Annotated in this window: 22 protein-coding genes; 12 read left to right on the forward strand and 10 right to left on the reverse strand. The window is 67.8% G+C overall.

Translation table 11 applies throughout. From position 1 onward, the window contains the following. Positions 1–4: 4 nt before the first annotated feature. The gene (locus CJ179_RS23255; protein WP_072947404.1) at positions 5–1,450 is read right to left on the reverse strand and encodes an amino acid permease; all 1,446 of its coding nucleotides are present in this window, start codon (positions 1,448–1,450) and stop codon (positions 5–7) included. Further along, entirely contained in the window at positions 1,447–2,895 is a 1,449-nt protein-coding gene (locus CJ179_RS23260; protein WP_095863015.1) for an aspartate ammonia-lyase, read from the reverse strand. Before CJ179_RS23260 ends, CJ179_RS23255 begins: the two co-directional genes overlap by 4 nt. 218 nt (positions 2,896–3,113) lie before the next feature. Between CJ179_RS23260 and CJ179_RS23265 the strand changes: the two genes are divergently transcribed. Then, entirely contained in the window at positions 3,114–3,833 is a 720-nt protein-coding gene (locus CJ179_RS23265) for a FadR/GntR family transcriptional regulator (protein ID WP_095863016.1), read from the forward strand. Positions 3,834–3,850: 17 nt separating this feature from the next. Here the strand turns inward: CJ179_RS23265 and disA are convergent, their stop codons facing one another. Then, the gene (gene disA / locus CJ179_RS23270) at positions 3,851–4,936 is read right to left on the reverse strand and encodes a DNA integrity scanning diadenylate cyclase DisA (RefSeq protein ID WP_012691546.1); all 1,086 of its coding nucleotides are present in this window, start codon (positions 4,934–4,936) and stop codon (positions 3,851–3,853) included. 85 nt (positions 4,937–5,021) lie between these two features. On the opposite strand from disA, the gene CJ179_RS23275 reads away from it, so the two are divergent. Continuing rightward, positions 5,022–5,585: a PaaI family thioesterase gene (locus CJ179_RS23275; protein ID WP_179377631.1), complete on the forward strand. Its 564-nt coding sequence runs from the start codon at positions 5,022–5,024 to the stop codon at positions 5,583–5,585. A gap of 6 nt (positions 5,586–5,591) precedes the next feature. Here CJ179_RS23275 and radA read toward each other — a convergent pair whose 3' ends face one another. Together radA and CJ179_RS23285 are read right to left on the reverse strand one after the other, a co-directional pair. Then, positions 5,592–6,974 carry a DNA repair protein RadA gene (gene radA, locus CJ179_RS23280; RefSeq protein ID WP_072947408.1) on the reverse strand — a complete coding sequence of 461 codons (1,383 nt, stop codon included), beginning with the start codon at positions 6,972–6,974 and terminating at the stop codon, positions 5,592–5,594. A 46-nt stretch (positions 6,975–7,020) separates the two neighbouring features. Beyond that, complete coding sequence (locus CJ179_RS23285; protein ID WP_095863017.1) at positions 7,021–7,653, reverse strand: hypothetical protein; 633 nt, start codon at positions 7,651–7,653, stop codon at positions 7,021–7,023. A gap of 263 nt (positions 7,654–7,916) precedes the next feature. Here CJ179_RS23285 and carD point away from each other — a divergent pair, with 263 nt between their 5' ends. The 5 genes from carD to rlmB are packed head-to-tail and all read left to right on the forward strand — an operon-like array spanning position 7,917 to position 11,957. Next, a complete protein-coding gene (gene carD, locus CJ179_RS23290) occupies positions 7,917–8,405 on the forward strand; it encodes an RNA polymerase-binding transcription factor CarD (protein WP_005262216.1) in 489 nt (162 codons plus the stop codon). Between the two features lie 18 nt (positions 8,406–8,423). Next, positions 8,424–9,104, forward strand: a complete 681-nt coding sequence (ispD, locus tag CJ179_RS23295) for a 2-C-methyl-D-erythritol 4-phosphate cytidylyltransferase (protein ID WP_072947410.1) — start codon at positions 8,424–8,426, stop codon at positions 9,102–9,104. Beyond that, a complete protein-coding gene (ispF, locus tag CJ179_RS23300; RefSeq protein ID WP_005244898.1) occupies positions 9,104–9,580 on the forward strand; it encodes a 2-C-methyl-D-erythritol 2,4-cyclodiphosphate synthase in 477 nt (158 codons plus the stop codon). Before ispD ends, ispF begins: the two co-directional genes overlap by 1 nt. Before the next feature lie 11 nt (positions 9,581–9,591). Continuing rightward, positions 9,592–10,986: a cysteine--tRNA ligase gene (cysS, locus tag CJ179_RS23305; RefSeq protein WP_072947411.1), complete on the forward strand. Its 1,395-nt coding sequence runs from the start codon at positions 9,592–9,594 to the stop codon at positions 10,984–10,986. A gap of 2 nt (positions 10,987–10,988) precedes the next feature. After that, a complete protein-coding gene (rlmB, locus tag CJ179_RS23310; protein ID WP_072947412.1) occupies positions 10,989–11,957 on the forward strand; it encodes a 23S rRNA (guanosine(2251)-2'-O)-methyltransferase RlmB in 969 nt (322 codons plus the stop codon). Between the two features lie 13 nt (positions 11,958–11,970). On the opposite strand, the gene CJ179_RS23315 is transcribed toward rlmB, so the two are convergent. After that, positions 11,971–12,852, reverse strand: coding sequence for a biotin-dependent carboxyltransferase family protein (locus CJ179_RS23315; protein ID WP_072947415.1), 882 nt, complete (start codon positions 12,850–12,852; stop codon positions 11,971–11,973). Positions 12,853–12,899: 47 nt separating this feature from the next. Between CJ179_RS23315 and CJ179_RS23320 the strand changes: the two genes are divergently transcribed. Further along, on the forward strand, positions 12,900–13,583 hold the full coding sequence (locus tag CJ179_RS23320; RefSeq protein WP_095863018.1) for a ZIP family metal transporter: 684 nt from the start codon (positions 12,900–12,902) through the stop codon (positions 13,581–13,583). 54 nt (positions 13,584–13,637) lie between these two features. Here CJ179_RS23320 and ald read toward each other — a convergent pair whose 3' ends face one another. Beyond that, a complete protein-coding gene (gene ald / locus CJ179_RS23325; RefSeq protein WP_095863019.1) occupies positions 13,638–14,744 on the reverse strand; it encodes an alanine dehydrogenase in 1,107 nt (368 codons plus the stop codon). Between the two features lie 212 nt (positions 14,745–14,956). Beyond that, positions 14,957–16,564, reverse strand: a complete 1,608-nt coding sequence (locus tag CJ179_RS23330) for a PucR family transcriptional regulator ligand-binding domain-containing protein (protein ID WP_095863020.1) — start codon at positions 16,562–16,564, stop codon at positions 14,957–14,959. Between the two features lie 141 nt (positions 16,565–16,705). Here CJ179_RS23330 and CJ179_RS23335 point away from each other — a divergent pair, with 141 nt between their 5' ends. From CJ179_RS23335 to CJ179_RS23345, 3 genes are all read left to right on the forward strand, one after another. Next, positions 16,706–18,223 carry a CoA-acylating methylmalonate-semialdehyde dehydrogenase gene (locus CJ179_RS23335; protein WP_095863021.1) on the forward strand — a complete coding sequence of 506 codons (1,518 nt, stop codon included), beginning with the start codon at positions 16,706–16,708 and terminating at the stop codon, positions 18,221–18,223. Between the two features lie 20 nt (positions 18,224–18,243). Further along, positions 18,244–19,632: an aspartate aminotransferase family protein gene (locus CJ179_RS23340; protein ID WP_095863022.1), complete on the forward strand. Its 1,389-nt coding sequence runs from the start codon at positions 18,244–18,246 to the stop codon at positions 19,630–19,632. Between the two features lie 129 nt (positions 19,633–19,761). Further along, on the forward strand, positions 19,762–23,019 hold the full coding sequence (locus tag CJ179_RS23345; protein WP_095863023.1) for an NAD-glutamate dehydrogenase domain-containing protein: 3,258 nt from the start codon (positions 19,762–19,764) through the stop codon (positions 23,017–23,019). A gap of 62 nt (positions 23,020–23,081) precedes the next feature. Here CJ179_RS23345 and CJ179_RS23350 read toward each other — a convergent pair whose 3' ends face one another. Then, positions 23,082–24,578, reverse strand: a complete 1,497-nt coding sequence (locus CJ179_RS23350; RefSeq protein ID WP_072939513.1) for an APC family permease — start codon at positions 24,576–24,578, stop codon at positions 23,082–23,084. Between the two features lie 253 nt (positions 24,579–24,831). Between CJ179_RS23350 and CJ179_RS23355 the strand changes: the two genes are divergently transcribed. Next, positions 24,832–25,293, forward strand: coding sequence for an Lrp/AsnC family transcriptional regulator (locus tag CJ179_RS23355; RefSeq protein ID WP_072939510.1), 462 nt, complete (start codon positions 24,832–24,834; stop codon positions 25,291–25,293). A gap of 2 nt (positions 25,294–25,295) precedes the next feature. Here the strand turns inward: CJ179_RS23355 and CJ179_RS23360 are convergent, their stop codons facing one another. Beyond that, entirely contained in the window at positions 25,296–26,822 is a 1,527-nt protein-coding gene (locus CJ179_RS23360) for a gamma-aminobutyraldehyde dehydrogenase (protein ID WP_179377632.1), read from the reverse strand. Positions 26,823–26,967: the final 145 nt, after the last annotated feature.

Here is a 26,967-nt window from a genome sequence, read left to right on the forward strand (position 1 = left end):
CCTGCTAGGCGTTGGGGCGGTCGGATGCCAGGGTCCGGATGCGGTTCCTCGCGCCGTACCATCCGATCACCAGCAGCGGGGCGATGATCGCGATGGATCCGACGGTCCAGGTTCCGACCGGGTGATCGAATGCCATCAGTATGACGACGCATCCGAGGAAGACCAGGGTGAGGAGCCCGGTGTAGGGGGCGCCGAACATCCGGAAGCCGGGGCGGGTGAGGGTGCCGTCCTTCGCGAGTTTCCACAGTTTCAGCTGGCACAGAACGATGACGGCCCAGGCGCTGATGATCCCGAGTGCGGCGAGGTTCAGAACGATCTCGAATGCCTGCGTGGGAACGACGGCGTTGAGTCCGACGCCGAGCAGGATGACGAATCCGGTGAGGGCGATGCCGCCGTACGGAACTCCGGCCTTGTTCATCCGGGCGGCGAACGACGGGGCCGACCCGGCCATGGCCATCGAATGCAGTATTCGTCCGGTGGAGTACAGGCCGGCGTTGAGAGACGACAACGCGGCGGTGAGCACGACGAGGTTCATGATCGCGTCGGCGCCCTGCACATTGATGGAACCGAAGAACGTGACGAACGGGCTTTCGCCGGCGTGGTACTCGGTGTAGGGGAGCAGTAGCGACAGCAGCAGGACGGATCCGACGTAGAAGACGAGGATCCGGACGATGACCGTGTTGATCGCCTTCGGGATGACCTTCTGCGGGTTCTTCGTCTCGCCCGCAGTTGTTCCCACGAGTTCGATCGAGGCGTAGGCGAAGACGACGCCCTGGATCACCACGACGGCGGGCAGGATTCCGTTGGGGAAGAGTCCGCCGTTGTCGGTGATCATGCTGAAGCCCGACGAATGTCCTTCGATCGGCGTTCCGAACAGCACGAAGTAGATGCCGAAGCCGAGGAACGCGGCGAGGGCGACGACCTTGATGAGGGCGAACCAGAACTCCAGTTCGCCGAACACCTTGACGGAGACGAGATTCAGCCCGAGGACCAGTACGACTGCGGCGAGGGCGAAGACCCATTGGTCGACGTTTCCGAGCGGTGCCCAGTACTTCTTGAAGAAGTTCATGTACAGCGCGACTGCGGTGACGTCGACGACGGCCGTCATCGCCCAGTTCATCCAGTACAGCCAGCCCGCGGCGAAGGCCATCTTCTCGCCGAAGAATTCCCGCGAGTACGACACGAAGGACCCGGACGTGGGGCGATGCATCACGAGTTCGCCCAGGGCCCGCAGGATCAGGAAGGCGAAGAACCCGCAGAGGGCGTAGACGAGGACGAGTGCGGGGCCGGCCTGCTGGAGGCGTCCGCCCGCGCCCATGAACAGGCCGGTGCCGATCGCACCGCCGATCGCGATCATCTGGATCTGTCTCGGGCCGAGCGCTTTCCGGTAGCCGAGGTCTTCCTCGACGAAGATGTCGGCGCCGGAGGTGTCGTCCTTCTCGATCGTCACGAGACCACCTCCGCGGCAGCGGCGACGGGTGTCTGCCGTGGCGAACCGGACGCTCTCAGATTCGCGAGATGCTCGGGACTGAGGAGGCGGTCGAGTTCCTCACGGTCGAGCAGGCCCGCCTCGATCACGAGGTCGGCGACCCTGCGGCCGGAGACCAGCGCTTCCTGTGCGATCCGGGTCGAGGCGGTGTAGCCGATGTACGGGTTGAGCGCGGTGACGAGTCCGATGGAGTCCTCGACCCGGGCCCGCAGCAGATCGGCGTTGGCGGTGATGCCGAGTACGCAGCGGTCGGCCAGGATCCGGCAGGCGGCACCGAGGTGGCGCATCCCCTCGGACAGGGAGTGCACGATGATCGGTTCGAATGCGTTGAGCTGGAGCTGGCCGGATTCGGCGGCCATCGTGATGGTGACGTCGTTGCCGATGACCTCGTAGGCCACCTGGTTGAGGACTTCCGGGATCACCGGGTTGACCTTGCCGGGCATGATCGACGAACCGGCCTGTACCGGTGGGAGATTGATCTCGTTCAGGCCCGCGCGCGGCCCCGACGACAGCAGGCGGAGGTCGTTGCACACCTTCGACAACTTGACCGCGATCCGCTTGAGCACGCCGGAGAGGTGGACGAACTGACCGACGTCCTGGGTTGCCTCGACCAGGTCCGTGGCGAGGACGAGGGGGAGTCCGGTGAGTTCCCGGAGTGTGTCGCACGCCGCCTCGGCGTAGCCGGCGGGTGCGTTCAGGCCCGTGCCGATCGCGGTGGCGCCGAGGTTGATCTCGTGGACGAGGAGAGCGGCCTCGCCGAGACGGGCGCGGTCCTCGTCGATCATCACCGAGTACGTGGCGAACTCCTGGCCCAGCGTCATCGGCACCGCGTCCTGGAGTTGGGTGCGCCCCATCTTCACGGTGTCGGCGAACTCGACTGCCTTGGTCGCGAAGGCCTCCTGCAGGACCCGCATGGCGTCCAGCAGGTCGTCGATCGCGAAGATCGTCGCGATGTTGACCGCGGTGGGGTAGACGTCGTTGGTCGACTGGCTGAGGTTCACGTGCTCGTTGGGATGGAGTTCCGTGTACTCCCCGCGCCCGTGGCCGAGGATCTCGAGTGCCCGGTTGGCGATCACCTCGTTGGCATTCATGTTGGTCGACGTCCCGGCGCCGCCCTGGATGACGTCGACGACGAACTGCTCGTGCCAGCGGCCGTCGACGATCTCATGGCACGCCTGTCCGATCGCGTCGGCCTGGCGGTGATCGAGGATCCCGAGTTTCTCGTTGGCGCTCGCTGCGGCCCATTTGACGTAGGCGAGTCCGCGAATCAGGTAGGGGTTCGTGGAGATCGGCCTGCCGGTGATCGGGAAGTTCTCCACGGCCCGCAGCGTGTGGATTCCCCAGTAGGAATCCGCAGGCACTTGGCGGTCGCCGAGCAGATCGTGTTCTGTTCGCGTTTCGAGCACTTGATCATTCCTCACGGGGATTCGCGCGAGCCGTTGCTCTGCACGGATGCGGTGGACGGAGTCTGCTGCTCGAAGAGGTAGATTCCTCGGTCGAGCCACCCGGCTATCCACCTGCCAGGCTGTCAGACAGGTGCAATTGTTACCTCGCTCACTCGCAGCCGTCAACCCGGGACCGTGCCGTGTTGACGCCGCCGCCGGGGCGTGAGCAGAATATCCCCATGAACCTGTCAGACAGCTGGGCAGCCAGGCGCCCTGTCACGGCGCGGGTCAGTGCCGCCGAGGCGGTCCTCGCGGATCTGCGGGACGCGATCACCTCGGGTGAGCTGTCGGTCGGTGAGCGACTTCCGTCCGAAGCGTCCCTCGCGGCGCGGCACGGAGTCAGCAGGTCGGTGATCCGGGAGGCCCTGCGTTCCTGTCACGCGCTCGGACTCACGGAGACGAAGTCGGGCCTCGGTACGTTCGTCGTCAGCGATTCGATCGCCCGCGACCTCGACTTCGGGAACTACGCGGCCAACGAACTCGTCGAGGCGCGCCCGCACGTGGAGATTCCCGCCGCCGGATGGGCGGCGCAGCGGCACACCGCCGAGGACCTGGCCGCCCTGCGTGGCCTGGTGGACCAGATGCGGGACGAGGACGACCCGCTCGTGTGGGTGTCGCTGGATGCGCAGTTCCACGCGTACATCGCCCGGACGAGCCGGAACCGCGTATTCGAATCCGTGATCGTCGACATCCGCGAAGCCCTCACCCGCCAGTCCGAAACGCTGAATCTGGTTGCGGGACGGCAGCAGAAGTCGAACGACGAGCACGACCGGATCGTGGACGGCATCGCATCCGGAAGCTACGACAAGGCCGCCCGCGCCATGGCCGAACACCTGGACGCGGTGCGGGTCGCACTGGAATCCGTGGTCGGAGAAGGCAGCCCGGACCACCGACGGTGAACTGCGACCGCCGACGACTAGTCGTACGGGCCGGAGATCGACGTCTCGGCGAGCCGGGACAGGCCCTCGCGGATATGGCGCGCCCACAGCCCGCCGATCCCCTCCACCGACTGCAGGTCGGCGGCCGTCGCGGCCAGCAGTGACTGCAGGGTTCCGAACGAGCCGACGAGCCGGTGAATCTGGTTGAACTGCAACCGGGGAACGCGAGTGAGGACGCGGTAGCCGCGGGGGCTCATCGGCGCCTCGAGCGCCTCGATGGTGCCCGGGTAGCCGAACGCCCGCGCCAGCGTCGTGAGGTCGAGAAGGTCTGCGTCCGTGATCCTGTCGAGCGCGGTGAGCGACTTCTCGACGTCCTCGGCGGGCGCCGGGCCGGAACCGGCCAGATAGTCGCGCACGATGAGTTCCCTCGCCACGTCGTTGTCGCCGACGAGTTCCTCGAGTTGCAGTGCGAGCTGCCGCCCGTCCGTCCCGAGTTCGAGCACGTCCTGCTCGATCTCGACGGACACGCGCCGCACCATCTCCAGGCGCTGCACCACGGTCAGGGCGTCGCGGAGCGTGACGAAATCCTCGATCTCCACCACCGACAGCTGGCGGGTCACCTCGTCGAGCCGCGCCTTGTACCGCTCGAGGGTGGCGACCGCCTGATTGGCGCGCGACAGGATCGTGGCGGACCCGTCGATGACGTGCCGGATGCCGCCGACGTACACGCTGACGATGCTCATCGACTGGCTGACCGACACCACGGGGTATCCGGTCTGCATGGCCGTCCGCTCGGCGGCGCGGTGACGGGTGCCGGACTCGACGGTCGGGATCTTGTGGTCGGGCACCAGTTGGACGTTGGCGCGCACGATGCGGGACCCGTCGGTGGACAGGACCACGGCGCCGTCCATCTTCGACAGCTCACGCAGGCGGGTCGGGGCGAACTCCACGTCGAGTTCGAAGCCGCCGTCGCAGATCTCTTCCATCTGCTCGTCGTAGCCGAGGACGATCAACGCACCGGTGCGGCCGCGCAGAATGCGTTCCAGGCCGTCGCGAAGTGCAGTTCCGGGAGCCAGCCGGGCAATCGTTTCGCGCAGTGCAGACGACGACTCGGCATCGTTCATCGCGCAATACTCCCGCTGAGGTAGACGTCACTTGTCGGGGACCGCCGCGGAAACACGTCCGGACCCGCGTTTAGATTACCTATCCATGAGTGGTACCTGGACTTTGCCCGACGACCTGACCCTGCCCGGCCGGGTCGACAGCTTTCCCGCCGCAGGTCAGCCGGTGCCGCACCACTGGTCGAGGTGCTTCGGGTGCGGAGACCAGTCGCCCGCCGGCATGTCGATGAGCTTCACGGCCGGGAACGGGCTCGACGTGTGGGGCCGGCTCGAGGTGGCACCCCGCTACCAGGGCGGTCCGGGAGTGATCCACGGCGGCATCCTGTCGACAGCGTTCGACGAGGCGCTGGGCATGGTGTGCCGGTCGATCGTCGACGGACCGGTGGTCACCGGGCATCTCGAGATCGACTTCACCAGGCCCATACCGCTGGGTTCCGTCCTCGAATTCCACGCGCGGGTCGACGGGTCGATCCGGCGCAAGGTGTACGCGAGCGCCGAGGCGCGCATCGTCGAGGGGCCCACCGCCGACCCTGGCGTGGTGGTGGCGACGTCGAGGGGGCTGTTCCTCACCGTCACGGCCGAGCACTTCGAGAAGACGAAGGACTTCGTGGACGGCGTGCCGGAGCGCCCGTTCGGAACCTCGTCGATCTGAGCAATCTCACCGCAGCGACGCGATCGCTGCTCCCAGGTTCCCGACCTCGGTGACCTTCATACCCTTCGGTGCCGCCCCGGAGTCGAGGGGAACGATCGCGCGGGTGAACCCGAGGCGGTGCGCCTCGGCGAGCCTGCGCCCGACGCCGGGCACCCGGCGAACCTCACCGGCCAGTCCCACTTCGCCGAGGATCACGAGCCCGTCGGGAACGGGACGGTCCTTCACCGCGGACGCGACGGCGAGGGCCAGCGCCAGGTCAGCGGACGGCTCGGTCATACGCATCCCGCCGACGGTGGCGGCGTAGACGTCGTTCTTCGCGATCGGCACCCCGCACCGGCGGTCGAGCACGGCCAGGACCATGGCCACCCGGGCGCTGTCGAGTCCGCTCACGGCGCGCCGGGGTGCGGGCATGGACGTGGCCGCGACGAGTGCCTGCACCTCACCGAGGAGTGGCCGTTTGCCGTCCATCATGACGGTGACGGCGGTTCCGGGAACGGCTTCGGCGCGGTGGTGGAGGAACAGTCCGGACGGGTCGCTGATTCCGGCGATGCCGTCTTCGCGCAGTTCGAAGCAACCGACCTCGTCGGCGGCACCGAAACGGTTCTTGACGCCGCGCACCATCCGCAGCGTCGAATGCTTGTCGCCCTCGAAGTGCAGCACCACGTCGACGAGATGCTCGAGCGACCGCGGACCGGCGACCGCACCGTCCTTGGTGACGTGGCCGATGAGGAGCACCGGCACGCCGCTGGCCTTCGCGAGGGAGGTGAGGGCGCTGGTGACGGCCTTCACCTGGGTGACGCCGCCGACCACGCCGTCGACGTCGGCGGCCAGCATGGTCTGCACGGAGTCGACGATCAGCAGGGTGGGACGCACCTGCTCGACGTGACCGAGGATGGTCGCGAGATCGGATTCGGCGGCGAGATAGACCCGCTCGTGGACGGCGCCGGTGCGGTCGGCCCGCAGTCGCACCTGCCCGGCGGATTCCTCGCCGGTGACGTAGAGCGACCGGTCGTCCGGGCCTCGCCGGGCCCACTGGTGGACCACCTCGAGGAGCAGGGTCGACTTGCCGACGCCGGGTTCGCCTGCGAGGAGAACGACGGAACCGGGCACCACACCGCCGCCGAGAACACGGTCGAGTTCGTCGATGCCGGTGGGCTTGGCGCGGGTGGACGTGCTGTCGATCCGCGTGATCGGAGTGGCCGGGGTGGACGGAAGGACCGCTCCGGCTCCCGCTTTCGCGAGCGAGGCGCCGGAGCGGCTCGCGACGGCTGCGACGATCGGGGCCTCGTCCATCGAGCCCCAGCTACCGCATTCGGGGCACCGCCCGACCCATTTGGGAACCGTGCACTGGCACGACGAGCAGCGGAAGCTGGATTTGAGTTTGGCCACCCGGCCAGCCTAGGTATCGGGTCCGACAGCGGACCCGATACGGCTGCTAGTGTCCGCCGCCCTCGGCTTCGGTGCCGGGCGACTTGTCGGAGACGTGCCGCTCGGTCTCGTGGCCCGCGTCGACGGGAACGGACACGGTGATGTCTCCGGCCTTCTCGAACGAGAACGTGACGGGGAAGGTGAGGCCCGGGCGGACGCCTTCCTTCAGGCTGTTCAGAGTCACCAGGACGACGTCGGTCGGCGCGTCGGCGCTCTTGTCCGTCTCGGCGGCGGCGTCCGCGCCGGCTTCGGCGTCCCCGACCGGCAGGCCGGCGACGAGCGCGCTCTGCGGCGGAATCTCGAGTCCGCCGGACTTCTCGCCGAGCGTGACGGACTGCGCGAAGTCGGTGCTGATGCGGGTCAGCGTGTCCGGGGTGTCCTCGTTGTTGTTGATCGCGGTGAACGCCAGGACGGCGTTGCTCCCCGGCTCGAGGCTGTACTCGGCGGAGTTGGGGTAGACGACGTGCACGTTGCGCAGGGCGATCGATCCGGCCTCCGCGCTGTTGCCGTTGACCGCGGCGACCTGACTCGACGTCTGAGTGATCTGGCCCGCACTGCACGCGGACAGCACGAGGGCTGCGCCGGCAGCGAGAGCGACGGCGGTAGCGACTCGGCGAGTCGACTTGTCGAGAGCAGTCACGAGTTGTCCTCCGGTGTCAGGTTCGCACTTCAACTAGGCAGAGTAGTAGTTCCCCCGCGTGGCCTGCTCGCTGGGTACTCACAATGGTTGTCTGCGTGCGGTTTCGGTGCCGGAGAACGGCCGGATCGGGGTGTCCGGAATGCACGTATCGGGACCCCTGTCAACCCCTAGGGTCAGGCCATGATGCCCCTGACCTGCACCGTTGATGCGACCAGGATCCGGACACGTGTTAAACTCGAATGATCGAAAGGGGCACGGGACAGATGATTTTTAAGGTCGGAGACACCGTCGTATACCCCCATCACGGTGCGGCGCTGATCGAAGCTATTGAAACCCGCACCATCAAGGGTGAGCAGAAGGAATATCTCGTTCTCAAGGTTGCTCAGGGCGATCTCACCGTACGGGTTCCCGCAGACAACGCAGAGTACGTGGGCGTACGCGACGTCGTCGGCCAGGAAGGTCTCGACAAGGTCTTCCAGGTACTGCGGGCTCCGCACACCGAAGAACCCACCAACTGGTCACGCCGCTACAAGGCGAATCTCGAAAAGCTCGCGTCCGGTGACGTCAACAAGGTCGCCGAGGTCGTTCGTGACCTGTGGCGTCGTGAGCAGGACCGCGGTCTGTCCGCGGGAGAGAAGCGCATGCTCGCGAAGGCGCGGCAGATCCTCGTCGGCGAACTCGCACTCGCCGAAGGCACCGACAGCGACAAGGCCGAGACCATCCTCGACGAGGTCCTCGCGGCCGCGTCCTAGACAGTCGCGATACACACAGTGGCCGAGGGACAAGGTCCTGTAGTCGCGCTGGTTCCCGCCGCAGGTCAGGGAGTGCGTTTGGGTGAGAACAAGCCCAAGGCATTCGTTGATCTCGGGGGGACGACCATGCTGACACGCGCGGTCGACGGGCTCCTGCAGTCGGGGGCTGTCGACCGCGTCGTCGTGATCGTCCCGGAGGAACTCGTCGAGTCGACGCGCAGCCTCCTCCCCGGTGACGTCACCGTCGTCGCCGGTGGGAGTGAGCGGACCGATTCGGTTCGCGCCGGACTCGCCGTCGCGGACGACGCCGAATATGTCCTCGTGCACGACGCCGCCCGCGCTCTGACGCCGCCGTCGCTCATCGCGCGGGTGGTCGCGGAGCTGCGGTGTGGCCGCACCGCGGTGATTCCCGTCCTCCCGGTGGCGGACACCATCAAGACCGTCGACGTTCTCGGCGCGGTCACCGGCACCCCCGAACGGTCCGAACTGCGGGCGGTGCAGACGCCGCAGGGTTTCACCGCGGAACTGCTCCGCCGCGCGTACGCCGCCGCCGACGGCATCGCCACGGACGACGCCGGCCTGGTGGAGCGGCTCGGGGAACGGGTCCGCAGCATCGTCGGAGAACCCACAGCATTCAAGATCACCACGCCGCTGGACCTCGTCCTGGCCCGCGCGCTCGTGGAAGAGGGAGCGCACTAGTGCGAGTCGGAATCGGGACGGACGTCCACCCGATCGAGCAGGGACGGCCGTGCTGGATGGCGGGCCTGCTGTTCGAGGACGAGAACGGCTGCGCGGGTCACTCCGACGGCGACGTCGCCGTCCACGCACTCTGCGACGCCCTGCTCTCCGCCGCCGGCCTCGGCGATCTCGGCTCCGTCTTCGGAACCGGCAGACCCGAGTGGTCCGGGGTGAGCGGCGCCGCGATGCTCGCGGAGGTCCGCCGGCTCCTGGAAGAGGACGATTTCGGTGTCGCCAACGCCGCGGTCCAGGTGATCGGGAACCGGCCGAAGATCGGCCCGCGCCGGAACGAGGCCCAGAAGGTGCTCAGCGACATTCTGGGAGCCCCGGTTTCGGTGTCCGCGACCACCACGGACGGGCTTGGTCTCACCGGCCGCGGCGAGGGGATCGCCGCGATGGCCACCGCATTGGTCATTCCCGATCGAAGCGCCAGGTAGGATCGCTGGTCGTGACCCTGCGCCTATTCGACACCGAGACGCGGGCCTTGCGTGACTTCGCTCCGCTGGCCCCTGGACACGCATCGGTGTACCTGTGTGGCGCCACGGTGCAGGGCGACCCCCACATCGGTCACGTACGCAGCGGCGTCGCCTTCGACGTGCTGCGACGCTGGCTGCTCGCCCACGACTACGACGTGGCGTTCGTCCGCAATGTCACGGACATCGAAGACAAGATCCTGAACAAGGCCGCCGAGGCGGGCAGGCCGTGGTGGGAGTGGGCCGCCACGTTCGAGCGGTCCTTCACGTGGGCCTACCAGCAACTGGGTGTGCTGCCGCCGTCCGTCGAGCCGCGCGCCACCGGGCACATCACGCAGATGGTCGAGATGATGCAGCGCCTCATCGACAACGGCCACGCGTACGCGGCGGGCGGCGACGTCTACTTCGACGTCCGTAGCTACCCGCAGTACGGCAGCCTGTCCGGGCACAAACTGGACGACGTGCACCAGGGCGAGAGCGCCGGCGAATGCAAACGCGACCCCCGCGACTTCACGCTGTGGAAGGCGGAGAAGCCGGGCGAGCCGTCGTGGCCGACGCCGTGGGGCCGTGGCAGGCCGGGCTGGCACCTCGAGTGCTCCGCGATGGCCGAGTTCTATCTCGGGGCGGCGTTCGACATCCATTGCGGTGGCCTGGACCTGGTGTTCCCGCACCACGAGAACGAGATCGCGCAGGCCAAGTGCTCCGGCGACGACTTCGCGCAGTACTGGCTGCACAACGGCTGGGTCACCATGGGTGGCGAGAAGATGTCGAAGTCGCTCGGCAACGTTCTCTCCGTGCCGAACGTGCTGAAAAAGGTTCGGCCGCAAGAGCTTCGGTACTATCTCGGCAGTGCCCACTACCGGTCGATGCTCGAGTACTCCGACACCGCGCTCGACGAGGGCGCGGCCGCGTACCGCCGCATCGAATCGTTCGTCACGCGCACGCAGGAGCGCGCCGGTGAGGTCGCGGTCGGCCGGTGGACGGACGCGTTCGCACGCGCGCTCGACGACGACCTCGCCGTCCCCGCCGCACTCGCCGAGGTGCACGGCAAGGTCCGCGAGGGCAACATCGCGCTCGACGGGGGAGATCTCGAGGGCGCGCGCGCAATCGCGTCGCAGGTCCGGGCCATGCTCGGAATCCTCGGCGTCGACCCGCTGGACGCGCACTGGACTCAGGAGACCGCGGACGCGTCCGCGGCAACCGATGCCCTGGACGTTCTGGTCCGGGCCGAACTCGAGCGCAGGCAGACTGCCCGCGCCGAGAAGAACTGGGCTGTGGCCGACGAGGTGCGTGACCGTCTCATCCGGGCGGGCATCGAGGTCACCGATACCCCCAACGGGCCCGAGTGGTCTCTCAAGGCAGGACAGTAGTAATGGCTGGAAATTCGAGTAGGCGCGGAGCCATCCGCAAGGCCGGCACCAAGAAGGGCCAGGTCGCCGGTTCCGGTGGCCAGCGTCGCAAGGGGCTGGAAGGCCGTGGCGCCACGCCGCCCGCGGAGGCCCGCACCAAGCACCCCGCCGCGAAGCGGGCCGCCCGCGCCGCCCGGGACGCCGAGAAGCAGCCGGGCCGCGGTCGTCAGACCGCGGGTCGCAAGGTGCTCGACGGCCCCGAGAACGTGCTGGGCCGCAACCCCGTCGTCGAATGCCTGCGTGCCGGTGTCCCCGCGACCGCACTGTACGTCGCGGTCGGGACCGAGAGCGACGACCGTCTGAAGGAATCCGTCCAGCGGGCGGCCGACGCGGGCATCTCCATCCTCGAGGTTCCCCGCACGGATCTCGACCGGCTCAGCGCCAACGGCATGCACCAGGGCATCGCGTTGCAGGTGCCGCCGTACCGCTACGCGCACCCCGACGACCTGATCGCGGAAGCCCGCAAGCACCAGGAGGCGCCGCTGCTGGTGGCCCTCGACAACATCACCGACCCCCGCAATCTCGGTGCCGTCGTCCGGTCGGTGGCTGCGTTCGGTGGTCACGGTGTGGTCATCCCCGAGCGGCGCAGTGCGTCGGTCACCGCGGTGGCGTGGCGCACGAGCGCCGGCGCCGCCGCGCGTCTGCCCATCGCCCGCGCCACCAATCTCACTCGCACGCTGAAGGATTGGGCGTCCAAGGGCGTCCAGGTGGTCGGGCTCGACGCGGGTGGCGACACCACGCTCGACGAGTTCGACGGCAGCGGCCCGGTGGTCGTCGTGGTCGGCTCCGAGGGCAAGGGACTGTCGCGTCTGGTGCGCGAGAACTGCGACGCCATCCTCAGCATCCCGATGGCAGGCCCCGTCGAATCGCTCAACGCGTCCGTCGCCGCGGGTGTTGTGCTCGCCGACATCGCCCGGCGCCGCCGGAGTTAGATTTCCGCCCCGATCACTTCGGGATCGGCGACGTCACCACCCGGTGGAAGCGCACCCGGTGCCCGGGTCGCAACTGCGCGGCCATCGGCAGGTCAGCCTCGGCGACCACGGCGATCACCGGGTAGCCGCCCGTCACCGGATGGTCGGCGAGGAACAGGATCGGCTGACCGTTCGGGGGCACCTGCAGGGCACCCGCCACCATCGCCTCGCTCGGCATCTCGTCACGCACGGATCGGTGCAGCGCTCCCGGGCCCTCGAATCGCGCCCCCACCCGGTTGGTGTCGGAACTGACCGTCCACGTCTCGCGGAGAAGGGCGTCGACCGACGCGGGCGTGAACCAGTCGTCCCGCGGTCCGAGGCGGACACGCATCGTCAGCGGATCCTCGGGGGTGACCGGTGGCGGGATGATCTCGTCCGCGGGCCAGTCGCCGGCATCCGCACCCACGAGCAACCGGTCACCCTCGGCGACGGGATCGGGGCCGAGGCCCGACAGTGTGTCGGTGGACCGGCTCCCCATCACCGCGGGTACGTCGAACCCTCCCCGCACCGCGACGTAACTGCGCAGCCCCTCGGTCGCGAACGCGATCTCCAGTAGATCTCCCGTGTTCAGGTGGAGCATCGTGTAGTCGGGTCGGGGTTCGGAATTGACGGTGACGGGGTTGCGGGCGCCCGTGACGGCGACGGAGACGGTCCCGGTCGCCCGCACGGCCAGCCCGCCGAGCGTGACCTCCAGTGTGGCTGCGCCGGAGTGGTTGCCCACCAACCTGTTTGCGCTGTCGTGCGCCTCGCGGTCGGCGGCACCCGACTCGCCGACACCGATGGACGCATAGCCGGGGCGGCCGCGATCCTGCACGGTGGTGAACGGTCCGGTGCGCACGACCTCGAGCCAAGCCATCGTCCGATTGTCCCGCATCCCGGCGTCGTCTGGATACGCTCTCGACCATGTTGACCGCGACTCTGTACGGCCTCGGCACGGCCGTACCCTTGCTGATCGGTGCCGTCGTCGGGCTGCGCTACGACCTGCCGCGGCCGGTCCTCGCGGCACTCATGGCGTTCGGTGCGGGAACGATGGTGGCCGCCGTGTCCACCGAATTGTTCCAGCCCGCGTTCGAGACCGAAGGGATCTGGACGGCAGGCGCGGCCCTGTTCACGGGGGCACTCGTCTACGTGGTCGCAGACCGGCTCATCGAGCAGAAACTCGGTGCCGCCGCTCTCGGCTGGGCGTTGATGCTCGGTGCGCTGCTCGATGGCATCCCCGAGAACACCGCCCTCGGGGTGACGATCAGCAGCGCAGGCGGGGTGGTGCTGCTCGTCGCCGTCGCGGTCGGAAACGTGCCCGAGGCGGTCGCGGGCGCGGCGTCCATGCGGTCCCAGCCGCACTTCAGCCGCGGCCGCGCCCTGTCGGTGTGGGTGGCGACCGCCGTCCTGCTGGTGGTGATCGGTGCCGATGCCGTGTCCGACACCATCTCCGACGGCACCATCGCGACCATCCAGGCGTTCGCCGGTGGCGCGACCATCGCCGTGCTCGCGGACTCGCTGATGCCCGAGGCCTACCGGGAAGGTGGGTGGTGGGTCGGGTTGTCCACCGCGCTCGGGTTCCTCGTCGCGTTCGGACTCGGCGCCTAGCCTGCTCAGGCGGGCAGTAGCTTCAGGCGGGCAGTGTTTCAGGCGGGCAGTGTTTCAGGCGGGCAGTGTCGCGACCGGGTAGCCGTGCGCGGCAGCGACTTCGGTGGACAGCAGCTTGCCGTCGTGGGTGGACAGTCCCTCGGCGAGGCCGGGGACGGTCGCGGTCGCTTCCTGCCAGCCCTTGTCGGCGAGCGCGACGACGTACGGCAGGGTGGCGTTGGTGAGGGCGTAGGTGGAGGTGCGGGGGACGGCGCCGGGCATGTTGGCGACGCAGTAGAACACCGAGTCGTGGACCTGGTAGGTGGGTTCGGCGTGCGTGGTGGGGTGGGAGTCGGCGAAGCAGCCGCCCTGGTCGATGGCGATGTCGACGAGCACGGAGCCGGGCTTCATCCGGGAGACCAGGTTATTGGAGACGAGGGTGGGGGCCTTGGCGCCGGGGACGAGGACGGCGCCGATGACCAGGTCGGCGTCGAGGACGGCCTGCTCGAGTTCGAGACTGTTGGAGACGATGGTCTTGACCTGGCCGTGGTACTGGGCGTCGATTTCCCGCAGCCGGGCGATGGACAGGTCGAGGACGGTGACGTCGGCGTGCATGCCGTGTGCGATGGCGATGGCGTTCTTGCCGGAGACGCCGGCGCCGATGACGACGACCTTGGCCGGGCGCACCCCTGGGACACCGCCCATCAGGACGCCGCGGCCACCGCCCTGGCGCATCAGGTGGTAGGCGCCGGCCTGCGGGGCGAGGCGTCCGGCGACCTCGCTCATCGGGGCGAGCAGCGGCAGGGAGCCGTCGGCGCCGGTGACGGTTTCGTAGGCGACGGAGGTGGTCTTCGACGCCAGCAGGGCGTCGGTGCACTCCTTGGATGCGGCGAGGTGCAGGTAGGTGAACAGCACCTGGTCCTGGCGGAGGCGGGGGTATTCCTCGGCAATGGGTTCCTTGACCTTCAGCAGCAGGTCGGCACTCTCCCAGACCTGGTCGGCGGTCGAGAGGATCTGGGCGCCTGCGGCTTTGAAGTCTGCGTCGGCGAAGGACGAGCCGACGCCGGCCCCGGTTTCGATGATCACCTCGTGGCCGCGGCCGACAAGTTCGTGGACACCGGCGGGGGTGATGGCCACGCGGTATTCGTGGTTCTTGATTTCGCGGGGGATGCCGATCTTCATGAGAACTCCGTGCTGTTGGAAATTCGATTGGTAGGTGCCAATAGTGAAGAAAGCGATCATTCATGCCAACAGTTCTGAAGATAATTCTCAACATCGGGGTTCCGGATCGCGACTATTCGGATGTCGGCACCCTGAGCCGGTTCTCGTCGAACGATGTTCGAGAGTGGCTTCGCCCCGTGAGTACTTATTAACCGCCCGACGTTAATAAGTACTCACGGGCGGCGGAGCTGCAGGATCAGCATGGCCGTGTGCAGCGACGTCCGGGACTCGGCGTCGTCGAGGTCGACACCGAGCAGTCGCTCGATCGTGGCCAGCTTCGCGTAGAGCGTGGGGCGCGAGAGGTGGAGCCTCTTCGCGAGTTCCGTCTTGTTGCCGCCGAGTTCGAGGAAGCTCCGCAGGACTTCGACGCTGTCGCCGCCGTGGCGCGCGCGATGCTCCAGCAGGCCGCGGAGTTCGGTTTCGGCGAACGCCTGCACCCGCGGATCGGTCCGGATGAGGGCGAGGAGCCCGCGCAACCGGATGTCGGCTGCCCGGTGAAAAGCCTTGTCGTCCGGTGGCAACGACAGCGCGACGTCGGCGATGTGCGCGGATTCCGTGAGGCCGCCCGCGGCGTCCAGCAGCCGGGTCGATTCGGGGCCGACGCCGATCGTGCAGTGCAGGACGCCGTCGAGCCGGGCGAGTGCGGCGCGGATCGCCCCGCAGAGTTCGGTCAGCGCGCCGCGTGCGGACGCCGGCGGATGGGACAGGAGCAGGTCGATCTGCCCGGCCCGGGTGTTCGCGGTCAGTGCCGTCTGCCGCGACGTCCGGACCGCGTGACGCACGGCGTCGAGCATGGTGATCCGGCGTCGCTGTGCCAGAACCTGGTCGGCGCTGGCGGTTTCGCCGACCCGGACCGTCATCGGCAGGTAGGTCAGTGCCGGCCGGAGACCGAGTGCGTGGGCGCGTGCGGTCGCCTCGGCCTCGTCCTGGATGCGTCCGCGGCGGAGTTCGTCGATGAGCCCACTCTGGGCCTGCTGCTCGAGTGCGGTCCGGTCCTGCTCGACCATGCGGTGCAGTGCGAGCGCCTGGGCCGCGCGTTCGAGGGTCATCCGCGCACGACCTTCCGCGGCGACGGGGCGGGGGGCGACGAGTCGTCCCCATTCCTGCCGATGTGCGCCGACGGGCGTCGTCGTCCACGACTCGGGCCCGTCCACCGCGGTCTGCTGCGACACGGGCGTGAGCCGCGACCGGCGTTCCCACTCGGCGAGGAGGTCCGCCGTCGCGGTGCCCTGCGCCGCGAACGCCAGCACCTGCCGGTTGAGGTCTTCGAGCACGATCGGGGCGCCGAGCATGCCGGCCGCGGCGTCGACGATCTCGCCGAGCGACGCCCGCTTCATGCTGAGGTCGGTGAAGACCTCGTGGGCGTGCCGTGCGAACGCGACCTCGTCGTACTGCTCTGCGACGATCGACCGGTGCACCGCCTCCGTGACCTCGACGAACTTGATCTGACGGTGCAGCGCGATCACGGGGAACGACAGTCTGTCGGCGGCGCGTGCCACCCCGTCCGGGACGGTGTCGACGTGGACGCCGAGTTCGACGACGAGTCCGGCTGCGCCCGCCGCGGCCAGCCCTTCCAGGTATTCCACGCTCGACGAGTCGTCGGCGAGGGGTTGCCCGGTGGTGAGGACGAGTTCGCCGCCCTGGAGGAGGTTCGACAGGTCGGGTAGATCGCTGACGTGCACCCATCGCACCGGCCTGTCGAGTGTTCCGCCGCCGATCACCTCGGGCGTCCCGGCCTGGACGACCGGGAGCGCCAGGATGTCGACGATGGTGGGCAGCATTTACGCAGTGTAAATCAGAAGGCGGATTGTTATACAGATCGTCGGGGTCTGGGGGCTGGTTCACGGACCAGAGTGGAGGCATCACGCGATCCGTGCGGATCGCCCCGGTATCCGCTCTCTCCCGGTTAGGACACCCATTTCATGACACACAGCGACGGCGCCGCGCAGACCCGAACGATCTCGCACTGGTTCGACAACAAGAGCTTCGCGGGCACCAGCGGGAACACCGCCCCCGTCACCAACCCGGCGACCGGCGCCGTGACCGGGCAGGTCGCCCTCGCCAGCGTCGAGGACGCCCGCGCGGTCATCGACTCGGCCGCCGCCGCCTTCCCGGCGTGGCGTGACACCTCGCTGGCCAAGCGGACGCAGATCATCTTCAAGTTCCGGGAACTGCTCAACGAGCGCAAGGGCGAGTTGGCCGAGATCATCACCTCCGAGCACGGCAAGGTCGTCTCCGACGCCCTCGGTGAGGTGAGCCGCGGCCAGGAGGTCGTCGAATTCGCGTGTGGCATTGCGCATCTGCTCAAGGGCGGCATGACGGAGAACGCGTCGACGAATGTGGATGTGCATTCGATCCGTCAGCCCGTCGGACCGGTCGCGATCATCTCCCCCTTCAACTTCCCCGCCATGGTCCCGATGTGGTTCTTCCCCGTCGCGATCGCCGCCGGCAATACGGTGGTGTTGAAGCCGTCGGAGAAGGACCCGACCGCCGCGATCTGGATGGCCGACCTGTGGGCCGAGGCCGGCCTGCCCGCCGGGGTGTTCAACGTGCTGCAGGGCGACAAGACGTCCGTCGACGAGCTCCTCACCAACCCGGCCGTCAAGGCGATCAGCTTCGTGGGGTCTACCCCGATCGCGCAGTACGTGTATGCCACCGGCACCGCCCACGGCAAGCGAATTCAGGCATTGGGTGGGGCGAAGAACCACGCCATCGTCCTGCCGGACGCCGACCTGGATCTGGCCGCCGACGCCATGGTCAACGCCGGGTTCGGGTCCGCCGGTGAACGGTGCATGGCGATCTCGGCGCTGGTCGCGGTCGGGGACATCGCCGACGAGTTGGTCGCGAAGATCACCGAACGCACCAACACGTTGAAGATCGGCGACGGCACCAAAGATTCCGACATGGGACCGCTGGTGACGAAGGTGCATCGCGACAAGGTCGCGTCCTACATCGACGCCGGGGAGGCCGCCGGGGCCACCATCGTCGTCGACGGCCGGCAGGTGCAGGCCGACGGTGCCGAGGACGGGTTCTGGCTCGGCCCTACGCTGATCGACCACGTCACCACCGACATGTCCGTGTACACCGACGAGATCTTCGGACCCGTCCTGTCCGTGATCCGCGTCGAGAGCTACGACGAGGCGCTGGAACTCATCAACTCCGGCCCGTTCGGCAACGGCACCGCGATCTTCACCAACGACGGCGGCGCCGCCCGGCGGTTCCAGAACGAGGTCGAGGTCGGGATGGTCGGAATCAACGTGCCGATTCCGGTCCCGACCGCGTACTACTCCTTCGGTGGCTGGAAGAACTCGCTGTTCGGCGACACCCACGCGCACGGCGCCGAAGGTGTCCACTTCTTCACCCGCGGCAAGGTCGTCACCAGCCGTTGGCTCGACCCGAGCCACGGCGGCATCAACCTCGGCTTCCCCCAGAACAACTGAGCAGGAAAGGACCCACGGTCATGACGACGACAGTCTCCCAGGAACTCCTGCCCACCGGTCAGCCCCTCGACGCGGCCCGTGCCGAGGGCGAGCGCGCCTACGCGCTCGACCGCGCGCACGTGTTCCACTCGTGGTCCGCGCAGGAGCAGATCACACCGATGACGATCCTCGCGTCCGAGGGTTCGTACGTGTGGGACGGTGCCGGGAACCGCATGCTGGACTTCTCGTCCCAGCTGGTCAACACGAACATCGGGCACCAGCACCCCAAAGTCGTTGCTGCCATTCAGGACCAGGCCGCGAAGCTGTGCACCATCGCACCGCAGTATGCGAACGACGCCCGCTCCGAAGCCGCGCGGCTGATCGCCGAACGAACCCCGGGCGATCTGAACAAGGTGTTCTTCACCAACGGTGGCGCCGACGCCAACGAGCACGCCGTGCGCATGGCCCGCCTGCACACCGGCCGGTACAAGGTGCTGTCCCGCTACCGCTCGTACCACGGTGGCACGGACACCGCGATCAACCTCACCGGCGACCCGCGTCGGTGGCCCAACGACTACGGCAACAGCGGAGTCGTCCACTTCCACGGACCGTTCCTGTACCGGTCGCAGTTCCACTCGGAGAACGAGCAGCAGGAAACCGAGCGCGCGCTCGAGCACCTCGATCAGTTGATCCGCCTCGAGGGGCCGAACTCGATCGCGGCGATCGTGCTCGAATCGGTTCCCGGGACCGCGGGGATCATGGTGCCCCCGCCCGGTTACATGGCCGGCGTCCGCGAGATCTGCGACCGCTACGGCATCGTGTTCATCGCGGACGAGGTGATGTCGGGGTTCGGCCGGACCGGAAAGTGGTTCGCGATCGACCATTTCGGTGTCGTACCCGACCTGATCACGTTCGCGAAGGGGGTCAACTCCGGTTACGTTCCGCTCGGCGGTGTCGCGATCAGCGAGAAGATCGCGGCGGCGTTCGCCAACCGGCCGTACCCGGGCGGACTCACCTACTCGGGACATCCGCTCGCCACCGCCGCCGCGGTCGCGACGATCAATGCGATGGAGGACGAGCGGATCGTCGAGAACGCGGCCAGGATCGGCAGCGAGATTCTCGGTCCCGGACTGCGTGGCCTCGCCGACCGGCACCCGTCGATCGGTGAAGTGCGCGGGCTCGGCGTGTTCTGGGCGATCGAACTCGTCGCCGACCGTGCCACGAAGGAGCCGCTCGCCCCGTACGGCGCGTCCAGTCCGGCGATGAACGAGGTGATCGCGGCCTGCAAGGCAAGTGGACTGCTGCCGTTCGCCAACTTCAATCGTATTCACGCGGTGCCGCCGTGCACCGTCACCGAGGCCGAGGCCCGTGAGGGTCTCGCGATCCTCGACACGGTTCTCGACATCGCGGACGCACACCGCAACTCCTGACACACCCCGTCCGACGACACACCCGTGTCCCGGCACTCGATCCGTCCCGCGGTCAATGGCGCCCGCGGGGCGGATCTTTCTCTATTCCACGACAACCACTCGGCGCCCGGATCTCAACGGAGAGAATCTATGAGCTCGATTTCGTCCACGATCGCCCTGTCCCTGCCGGAAGGCTATGTCGAAGAACGGGATCGGCCACCGCTTCCCGACGTCGCCATCCTCGACCGACTGACCGCCGACGCCTTCGACCTGCACGTCGACACCGCCGGAACCGGTGAGAATCCGCAGTTCCGGGTCACGCTCTACAGCGGCGGCTCGACCGTGTCGCTCGAGCGGGTGCTCCGCCTCCTCGGGAGTCTCGACCTCGCGGTCGACGACCAGCGGACGTCCGTATTCCGCCGCGCCGACGGACTGGTGTGCCGGCTCTACGACTTCCGGGTGTCCGCGGGACCGCTCGTCGCGTCCGCGATGGCCGCGGGATCCGTCGAGCCCGAGGCCGTCGTGGAGACGTTTCGGGCGATGTGGTCGGGCCGGGCGGAGGCGGATCGGTTCAACGTGCTGGTGCTCGCCGCCGGCCTCGACTGGCGGGAGGTCGTGCTCCTGCGCGCCTACGCGCGCTTCCTGCGGCAGAGCGCTCTGCCCTACGACCAGGGCCGGATCGAGGCGGTGCTGTTGTCGCGTCCCGAGTTCGCCTCTGCGCTCGTGGGTCTGTTCCACGCGCACTTCGATCCGCGCGGGCATTCTGCCGGCGACGTCGAAACCTGCCGAGCCACGGTCGAGTCACTGCTCGAAGAGGTCGAGGGCCTCGACGCCGACCGGATCCTGCGCGCGTACGTGAATCTCGTCTCGGCGACGACCCGCACCAACTTCTACCGGGACGGGACGCTCGGCCCGGCCCGGCCCCAACTGTCGCTGAAGTTCCGCTCCGGCGAGATCGACGAACTTCCGCGGCCGCGGCCGTTCTACGAGGTCTTCGTGTATTCACCGGACATGGAGGGTGTGCATCTGCGATACGGACCCGTCTCGCGCGGCGGCCTCCGCTGGTCCGACCGCCCCGACGACTATCGCACCGAGATCCTCGGACTCGTCAAGGCGCAGGCGGTGAAGAACGCCGTGATTGTGCCCGCAGGCGCCAAGGGCGGTTTCGTCGTGCGCAATCCGTCGTCCACCGGCCTGGACTGCTACCGGCAGTTCATCTCCGGGTTGCTCGACGTCACCGACAACCGTTCGGACACCGCCGAATCGGTTCACCCGGACGGCGTCGTCTGCCGCGACGGCGACGACCCCTACCTGGTGGTGGCGGCGGACAAGGGCACGGCCACGTTCTCCGACGCCGCCAACGAGGTGGCCCGGAAATACGACTTCTGGCTCGGTGACGCGTTCGCGTCCGGTGGTTCGGTCGGCTACGACCACAAGAAGATGGGCATCACCGCGAAGGGTGCCTGGGTGAGCGTCACCCGGCATCTGTCCGAACTCGGAATCGACGTCGATCGTGACAGCTTCACGGTGGCGGGGATCGGCGACATGAGTGGCGACGTCTTCGGCAACGCCATGCTGGCGACGTCGGGGATCGGCGTGGTCGCCGCGTTCGACCACCGGCACATCTTCGTCGACCCCACTCCCGGCCACGAGCAGGCCTGGCAGGAACGCCGCCGGTTGTTCGAGCTGCCGAGGTCGTCGTGGGCCGATTACGACCGGACGCTCATCAGTGCGGGCGGGGGTGTCTGGTCGCGGGACAGCAAATCGATTCCGGTGAGCAGCCAGATGCGGACTGTGCTCGGTCTCGCTCCGTCGGTGACGACGTTGACGCCGCCGGAGATGATCCGCGCCATCCTCGCAGCCCCGGTGGATCTGCTGTTCAACGGCGGCGTCGGGACGTACGTCAAGGCCTCGTCGGAGTCGCACACGGACGCGGGGGACAAGGCGAACGACAACGTCCGGATCGACGCCGGCCGGCTGCGCGCACGGGCCGTCGCCGAGGGCGGGAACCTCGGCATGACCGCACTCGCCCGCATCGAATTCGCCCGCACGGGTGGACGCGTCAACACGGACGCACTGGACAACTCCGCCGGCGTGGACTGCTCGGACCACGAGGTGAACATCAAGATCCTGCTCGACTCGCTGCCGGTCGACCGGCGGCTCGATCCGGCCCGGCGCTCGGACCTGCTCGGGACGCTCACCGACGACGTGTCGGAACTCGTCCTCGCGAACAATCGCGCACAGAATCGGGTTCTCGGCGACGCCCGGTCGAACGCCCACCGGATGGTGGACGTGCACGCACGGATGGTGGGCGACCTGGTCGACAAGCGCGGCCTGGACTGCGAACTGGAGGCGCTGCCGAACGCCGACGGCTTCACCGAACTGTCGGAGGCGGGGCTCGGGTTGACCTCACCGGAACTGGCGACCCTCCTCGCGCACGCCAAGCTGGATCTCAAAGCGGAACTGGTGGATTCGGCCGTCTTCATCGACGGGTACTTCTCCGGACGGCTCGGCGCGTACTTCCCGGCTGCACTGCGCTCCGTCCTCCCCGTCGACGCGCACCCCCTCCGCCAGGAGATCCTCGCCACCGAGATCGTGAACGATATCTTCGCCCGCGGCGGGCTCACCTATGCGCACCGGTTGCGCGAAGAGACGGGGGCCGGCCCCGCGGATGTGGTGCGCGCGTTCGTCATCACGTCGGAAGTGTTCGGGCTTGCGGAACTCTGGTCCGACATCGCCGCGGCGAAACTGCCGCCGGCGACGGAGTACGAGCTGGTCGTCGAGGCCCGCAGGTTGCTCGACCGGGCGTCGCGGTGGTTCCTCGCCAACCGACGCCAACCGCTGTCGGTGGACGCCGAGATCGACGACTTCCGGCGTGCCGTCCACACGCATTCCGGCGATGTCGCCGGATGGCTCCGCGGCGCCGAGGTACTGGCGATGGAGGAAACGCGGCGAATCTACGACGAGGCGGGCGTCGAGACGTCCATCGCCCGACGGGTCGCGGACGGCCTCTACCGGTTCAGCCTGCTCGACATCGCCGACGTCGCCCGCGAACTGGACCACGACGTCGCCGAGGTGGCGCCGCTCTATTTCGCGCTCTCCGATCACCTCGGTGTGGATCGGTGGCTGATCAAGGTGTCGGCGCTTCCGCGGGGTGAACGGTGGCACACCCTCGCCCGGGTCGCGCTGCGTGACGACCTGTACCGCTCCGTCCGGCTCCTGACCCGCGACGTGTTGTCCTCGGGTGAATCCGGAGATTCAGCGGACTCCCGGATTCTGCTGTGGGAGAGCACGAATCGGGCGAGAATCGAGCGCGCTCGCCGGACGCTGGGGGAGATCGACGCCGCGTCCACCCACGATCTCGCGTCACTGTCGGTCGCGGCGCGCCACGTGCGCTCCATGGCCTGATGCGCTTCGCGCCTGTGAGTACTTATTAACCGCCCGCGGTTAATAAGTACTCACAGGCGAAGCTATACGGTGCGCGCCGGGTCGGCGGCGGGGGCGTCGTCCTCGTCGTCGTCGGGCACGAAATCGGCCTCGACGGCGGACGCCGGTTCCTTCCAGACCCACGGCTGACCGTCCTGGACGACGCGCCGGTAGGCGTACAGCACGATCGACAGGGACAGGACGAAGACCCCGACGATCAGTTCCTTCGTGCTGCCGTAGCCGGTGATGGAGGCGCTGAGAGCGCCGACGACGACCATGATCGTGTCGACGACCACGAGGACGCCGGCGATGTACACCCACTGCTTGCCGAGCTTGATGGGGCGATGGGCGTCCGGTTCGTCGCGGCGCAGGTTGAGGAAGCCGGTCAGCGACAGGATGTGGCAGATCAGGTAACCGACGATGCCTGCGACGATGACGGCGAGGGCCTCGCCGACGAACAGGATCAGGATGACGTTGACGAGCAGGTCGAGCGACATGGCCCGCCCCGGGACCTTGAAACGGTTGAGTTCACCGAGTTGCTTGATGGTGAGGCCCTCGCGGGCGCTGCCGTGGAGCACGCGTCCGCCGTCGGCGGTGGTCATGACCATCAGGAGAACGAGGCCGGCGATGAGGCAGATCGCCATCACGATGTCGCCGCCGGGGAGGAGGCTTTCGAACACGGTCAGGTAGAAGGAGACGGGGTTCTCGGCGACGTCCGCCTGATCAACGAGTCCGCCGACGCCGAACGGGACCAGGATGTAGACGGCGATGACGAAGAAACCGGCCAGTCGCAACGCAATTCGGCTGTCGCGGATGGTGTCGCGGAACTCGGGCACGAACGAGGCGACCGCCTCGATGCCGTAGACCGACCAGGCGAGGACGAACATCCAGGCGATGGCGGTGCGCCAGCCCGCTTCACCGCTGGCGGCGATATCCCAGTGCAGGTTGCTCATCGACCAGGTGTCGGACAGGAGCGGAGCGGCCGCGAAGACGACGATCGGGACGAGGACGAGGGCACCGGTCGCGTACATCAGCCACATCGCGGGACGCATCCCGAGGACGTTCAGTCCCCAGCCCATGAACAGGACACCCAGTGCGATGACGTGGGGTAGTCCAATGGTGGCAAGGCCCGTGGAGAACGTCCACGTCTGTTCGGGGAACCACTCGGCCTGGACCAGTTTCCCGATCTGGAGGCCGTAGATGGCGAGCGAACTGGACCACGAGAACCAGTAGCCGTAGGTCGCGAGCGGACCGACGAGGGTCGAGCGGGTCCGCCAGCCCTGATGGGCGTACATCGAGATGCCGCCGACCTTGTCGACGAACATGCTGGCCATCTCGGAGTAGATGAAATTCTGCAGGCACGCCAGGACGGCGACGGCGCCGAGGAGGACGAGCGTCGTCCAGGCGCCGATCAGGCCGATTGCGTAGCCCATGCCGACGAACAGTGCGGCCGGGATGGAGAGGCTGATGGTGAAGCCGTCCCACCACCGCAGGTTCTTCTCATAGGTGTGGTCGTCGGCGAAGGAATCGTGCAAGCTCACGGGATTCTCCAGTTCTGGGCCTTGTCGGCGCAGTGTGTGTATTCAGAATGCGGCCCTCGGTGACTCGAGTCGAGTGGGGTGGACGCCGACGGGCCGCCGCAAGTATGTGATTCAAGACACTAACACCGCGCAATGCGTCGCACAAGGTGAAATTGCCCTCGCAATGCGCCTCAATCGACGCTTAGCATCAACGAAATGCAGCTGTTCTTGCCCGCAACGCCACTGATCTCGTCGTTCTGGATAGAGTCGGTGCATGTCTCAGCACACTCTGGACGAACTGGACCGCGCGATCCTGCGGCAACTCGAAGACGACGGGCGGCGAGCGTTCCGGGAAATCGCCCGCAACCTGGGTTCGTCCGAGGCGACGGTACGAGCCCGCGTGAAGCGTCTGCAGGACCTGAACATCCTGCGCATCGTCGCGTTCGCCGATCCCGAGCGGCTGGGCGACTCCCAACTGGCTCTCGTGTTCCTCACCGTCGACCCGGCCCGGCACCAGGACGTCGTGGACACGCTGACCGAGATGCCCGAGATCACGTACGTCTCGACACTGCTGGGGCGGAGCGACATCTGCGTCGAGGTCGGCAGCGCCAACAACGCCGAACTGTGGGCCTTCCTCAATCAGCACGTCAGCGCCATCGAGGGCGTGCGCACCACGGAGACCATCTCGATCCTCAAGGTACACAAACTGCGGTACGGCACGCCCTCGAAGGAGTAGCCCTACTGCGTCGCGCCGAACACCGTGCGGTGCCACGCTTTCCGCGACACTCCGGTGATGTCGCTCATGACGTGCTTGACGGTCAGGTACTCCTCGAACGAGTACGTCGACATGTCCTTGCCGAAGCCGGACGCGCCGACCCCGCCGTGCGGCATCTCGCTGATGATCGGGATGTGATCGTTGACCCATACACAACCCGCGTCGATCTCCCGTGATGCGCGCTGCGCGCGGTACAGGTTCGTCGTCCACGCCGACGCGGCGAGACCGTAGTCGGTGTCGTTGGCGCGGCGGAACGCGTCGTCGTCGCCCGAATGACGGCTCACGGTGAGCACCGGTCCGAACACCTCGTCGCGGTACACCTCCGCATCCTCGGTGACGTCGGCGATCAGGGTGGGGAGGTAGAACGCTCCGGGCAGGTCGGGGGCGGATCCGCCCGTCACGATCCGGAAGCCGGCGGCGCGGGCGCGCTGCACCATGCCGTCGACCCGGTCGCGATGCGCGAGCGTGATCAGCGATCCGAGGTCGGTGTCCGGGTCGTAGGGATCGCCCACCACCACCCGTTCCATCAGTTCGGCCACACCCGCGACGAAGTCGTCGTACAGCGAGTCCGCCACGATTGCGCGGGTCGCCGCGGTGCAGTCCTGGCCGCCGTTGATCAGCGACGCCGCGACCGCGCCGTGCACTGCCGCCTCGAGATCGGCGTCGTCGAACACGACGAACGGGGCCTTGCCGCCCAGCTCGAGCTGCACGCGGGTGCCGTTCGTCGATGCCTGCGCCATCACCGTGCGGCCCACGGCGGTCGACCCGGTGAAGGTCAGCATGTCGATTCCGCGGTGTCCGGCGAGCGCGGCGCCCACCTCGGCGCCGGTGCCCGTCACCACGTTGAACACTCCGTCGGGGAGCCCGGATTCGGTGGCCAGCCGGGCGAGGCGGAGCGTCGTGAGGGGGGTGAGCTCGCTCGGTTTGAGCACGACCGTGCACCCGGCGGCCAACGCAGGAATCACCTTCCAGACTGCCATCTGCAGCGGATAGTTCCACGGCGTGATCGACCCGACGACGCCGACGGCGTCACGCCGGATGCTCGACGTGTGGTCGGGGGAGTACTCCGCGGCGGCCTTGCCCTCGAGATTGCGGGAGGCTCCGGCGAAGAAGTCGATGTTGTCGATGCTGCCCGGGACGTCGAACTCGCGAGCGAGCCGGATTGCCTTGCCGGTCTGCGCGACTTCTTCGCGGGCGAACAGTTCCGCGTCGCGCTCGAGTGCGCGGGCAAGGGTGGTGAGAACTGCTGCGCGCTCGGCCGGGGCGGCACCCGACCAGCCGGGGAAGGCGGCACGCGCCGACCGGACGGCGGCGTCGACGTCCCGGGCGGTCGCGAGGGTCAGTGCCGTGACCGGGGCGCCCGTCGCCGGATCGATGATGCGGTGGATGTCGCCGGAGCCCTCGGCCGGGGATCCGGAGATCCAGCAGCCGGGCACGGTGGTGGGCAGGCCGAGCGAGGTGGACGGCGGAAAAGGGACCGAGACGGTCATGAGATCACTCCAAGACGGGGGCGAGAAAAAAGATTCACCCACAGTAGAAGAGCGCACTCGTGTTGGCTACCCGACGCCACGAATTCAGTGACCAATCCGGAACATTTCCTGCGCATTGCGTCAATATTTATCAAGTTGCTACTTG

The organism is Rhodococcus sp. ACS1, assembly GCF_002300155.1.
Lineage (GTDB): Bacteria > Actinomycetota > Actinomycetes > Mycobacteriales > Mycobacteriaceae > Rhodococcus_F > Rhodococcus_F koreensis.

Excerpts from the sequence above, each read along its gene's own strand:
- CJ179_RS23265 (WP_095863016.1), top strand. The coding sequence starts at position 3,114 with ATGAACCTGTCAGACAGCTGGGCAGCCAGGCGCCCTGTCACGGCGCGG.
- disA (WP_012691546.1), bottom strand. The coding sequence starts at position 4,936 with ATGAACGATGCCGAGTCGTCGTCTGCACTGCGCGAAACGATTGCCCGG.
- CJ179_RS23275 (WP_179377631.1), top strand. The coding sequence starts at position 5,022 with ATGAGTGGTACCTGGACTTTGCCCGACGACCTGACCCTGCCCGGCCGG.
- carD (WP_005262216.1), top strand. The coding sequence starts at position 7,917 with ATGATTTTTAAGGTCGGAGACACCGTCGTATACCCCCATCACGGTGCG.
- rlmB (WP_072947412.1), top strand. The coding sequence starts at position 10,989 with ATGGCTGGAAATTCGAGTAGGCGCGGAGCCATCCGCAAGGCCGGCACC.
- CJ179_RS23315 (WP_072947415.1), bottom strand. The coding sequence starts at position 12,852 with ATGGCTTGGCTCGAGGTCGTGCGCACCGGACCGTTCACCACCGTGCAG.
- CJ179_RS23320 (WP_095863018.1), top strand. The coding sequence starts at position 12,900 with ATGTTGACCGCGACTCTGTACGGCCTCGGCACGGCCGTACCCTTGCTG.
- ald (WP_095863019.1), bottom strand. The coding sequence starts at position 14,744 with ATGAAGATCGGCATCCCCCGCGAAATCAAGAACCACGAATACCGCGTG.
- CJ179_RS23330 (WP_095863020.1), bottom strand. The coding sequence starts at position 16,564 with ATGCTGCCCACCATCGTCGACATCCTGGCGCTCCCGGTCGTCCAGGCC.
- CJ179_RS23335 (WP_095863021.1), top strand. The coding sequence starts at position 16,706 with ATGACACACAGCGACGGCGCCGCGCAGACCCGAACGATCTCGCACTGG.
- CJ179_RS23340 (WP_095863022.1), top strand. The coding sequence starts at position 18,244 with ATGACGACGACAGTCTCCCAGGAACTCCTGCCCACCGGTCAGCCCCTC.
- CJ179_RS23345 (WP_095863023.1), top strand. The coding sequence starts at position 19,762 with ATGAGCTCGATTTCGTCCACGATCGCCCTGTCCCTGCCGGAAGGCTAT.
- CJ179_RS23355 (WP_072939510.1), top strand. The coding sequence starts at position 24,832 with ATGTCTCAGCACACTCTGGACGAACTGGACCGCGCGATCCTGCGGCAA.
- CJ179_RS23360 (WP_179377632.1), bottom strand. The coding sequence starts at position 26,822 with ATGACCGTCTCGGTCCCTTTTCCGCCGTCCACCTCGCTCGGCCTGCCC.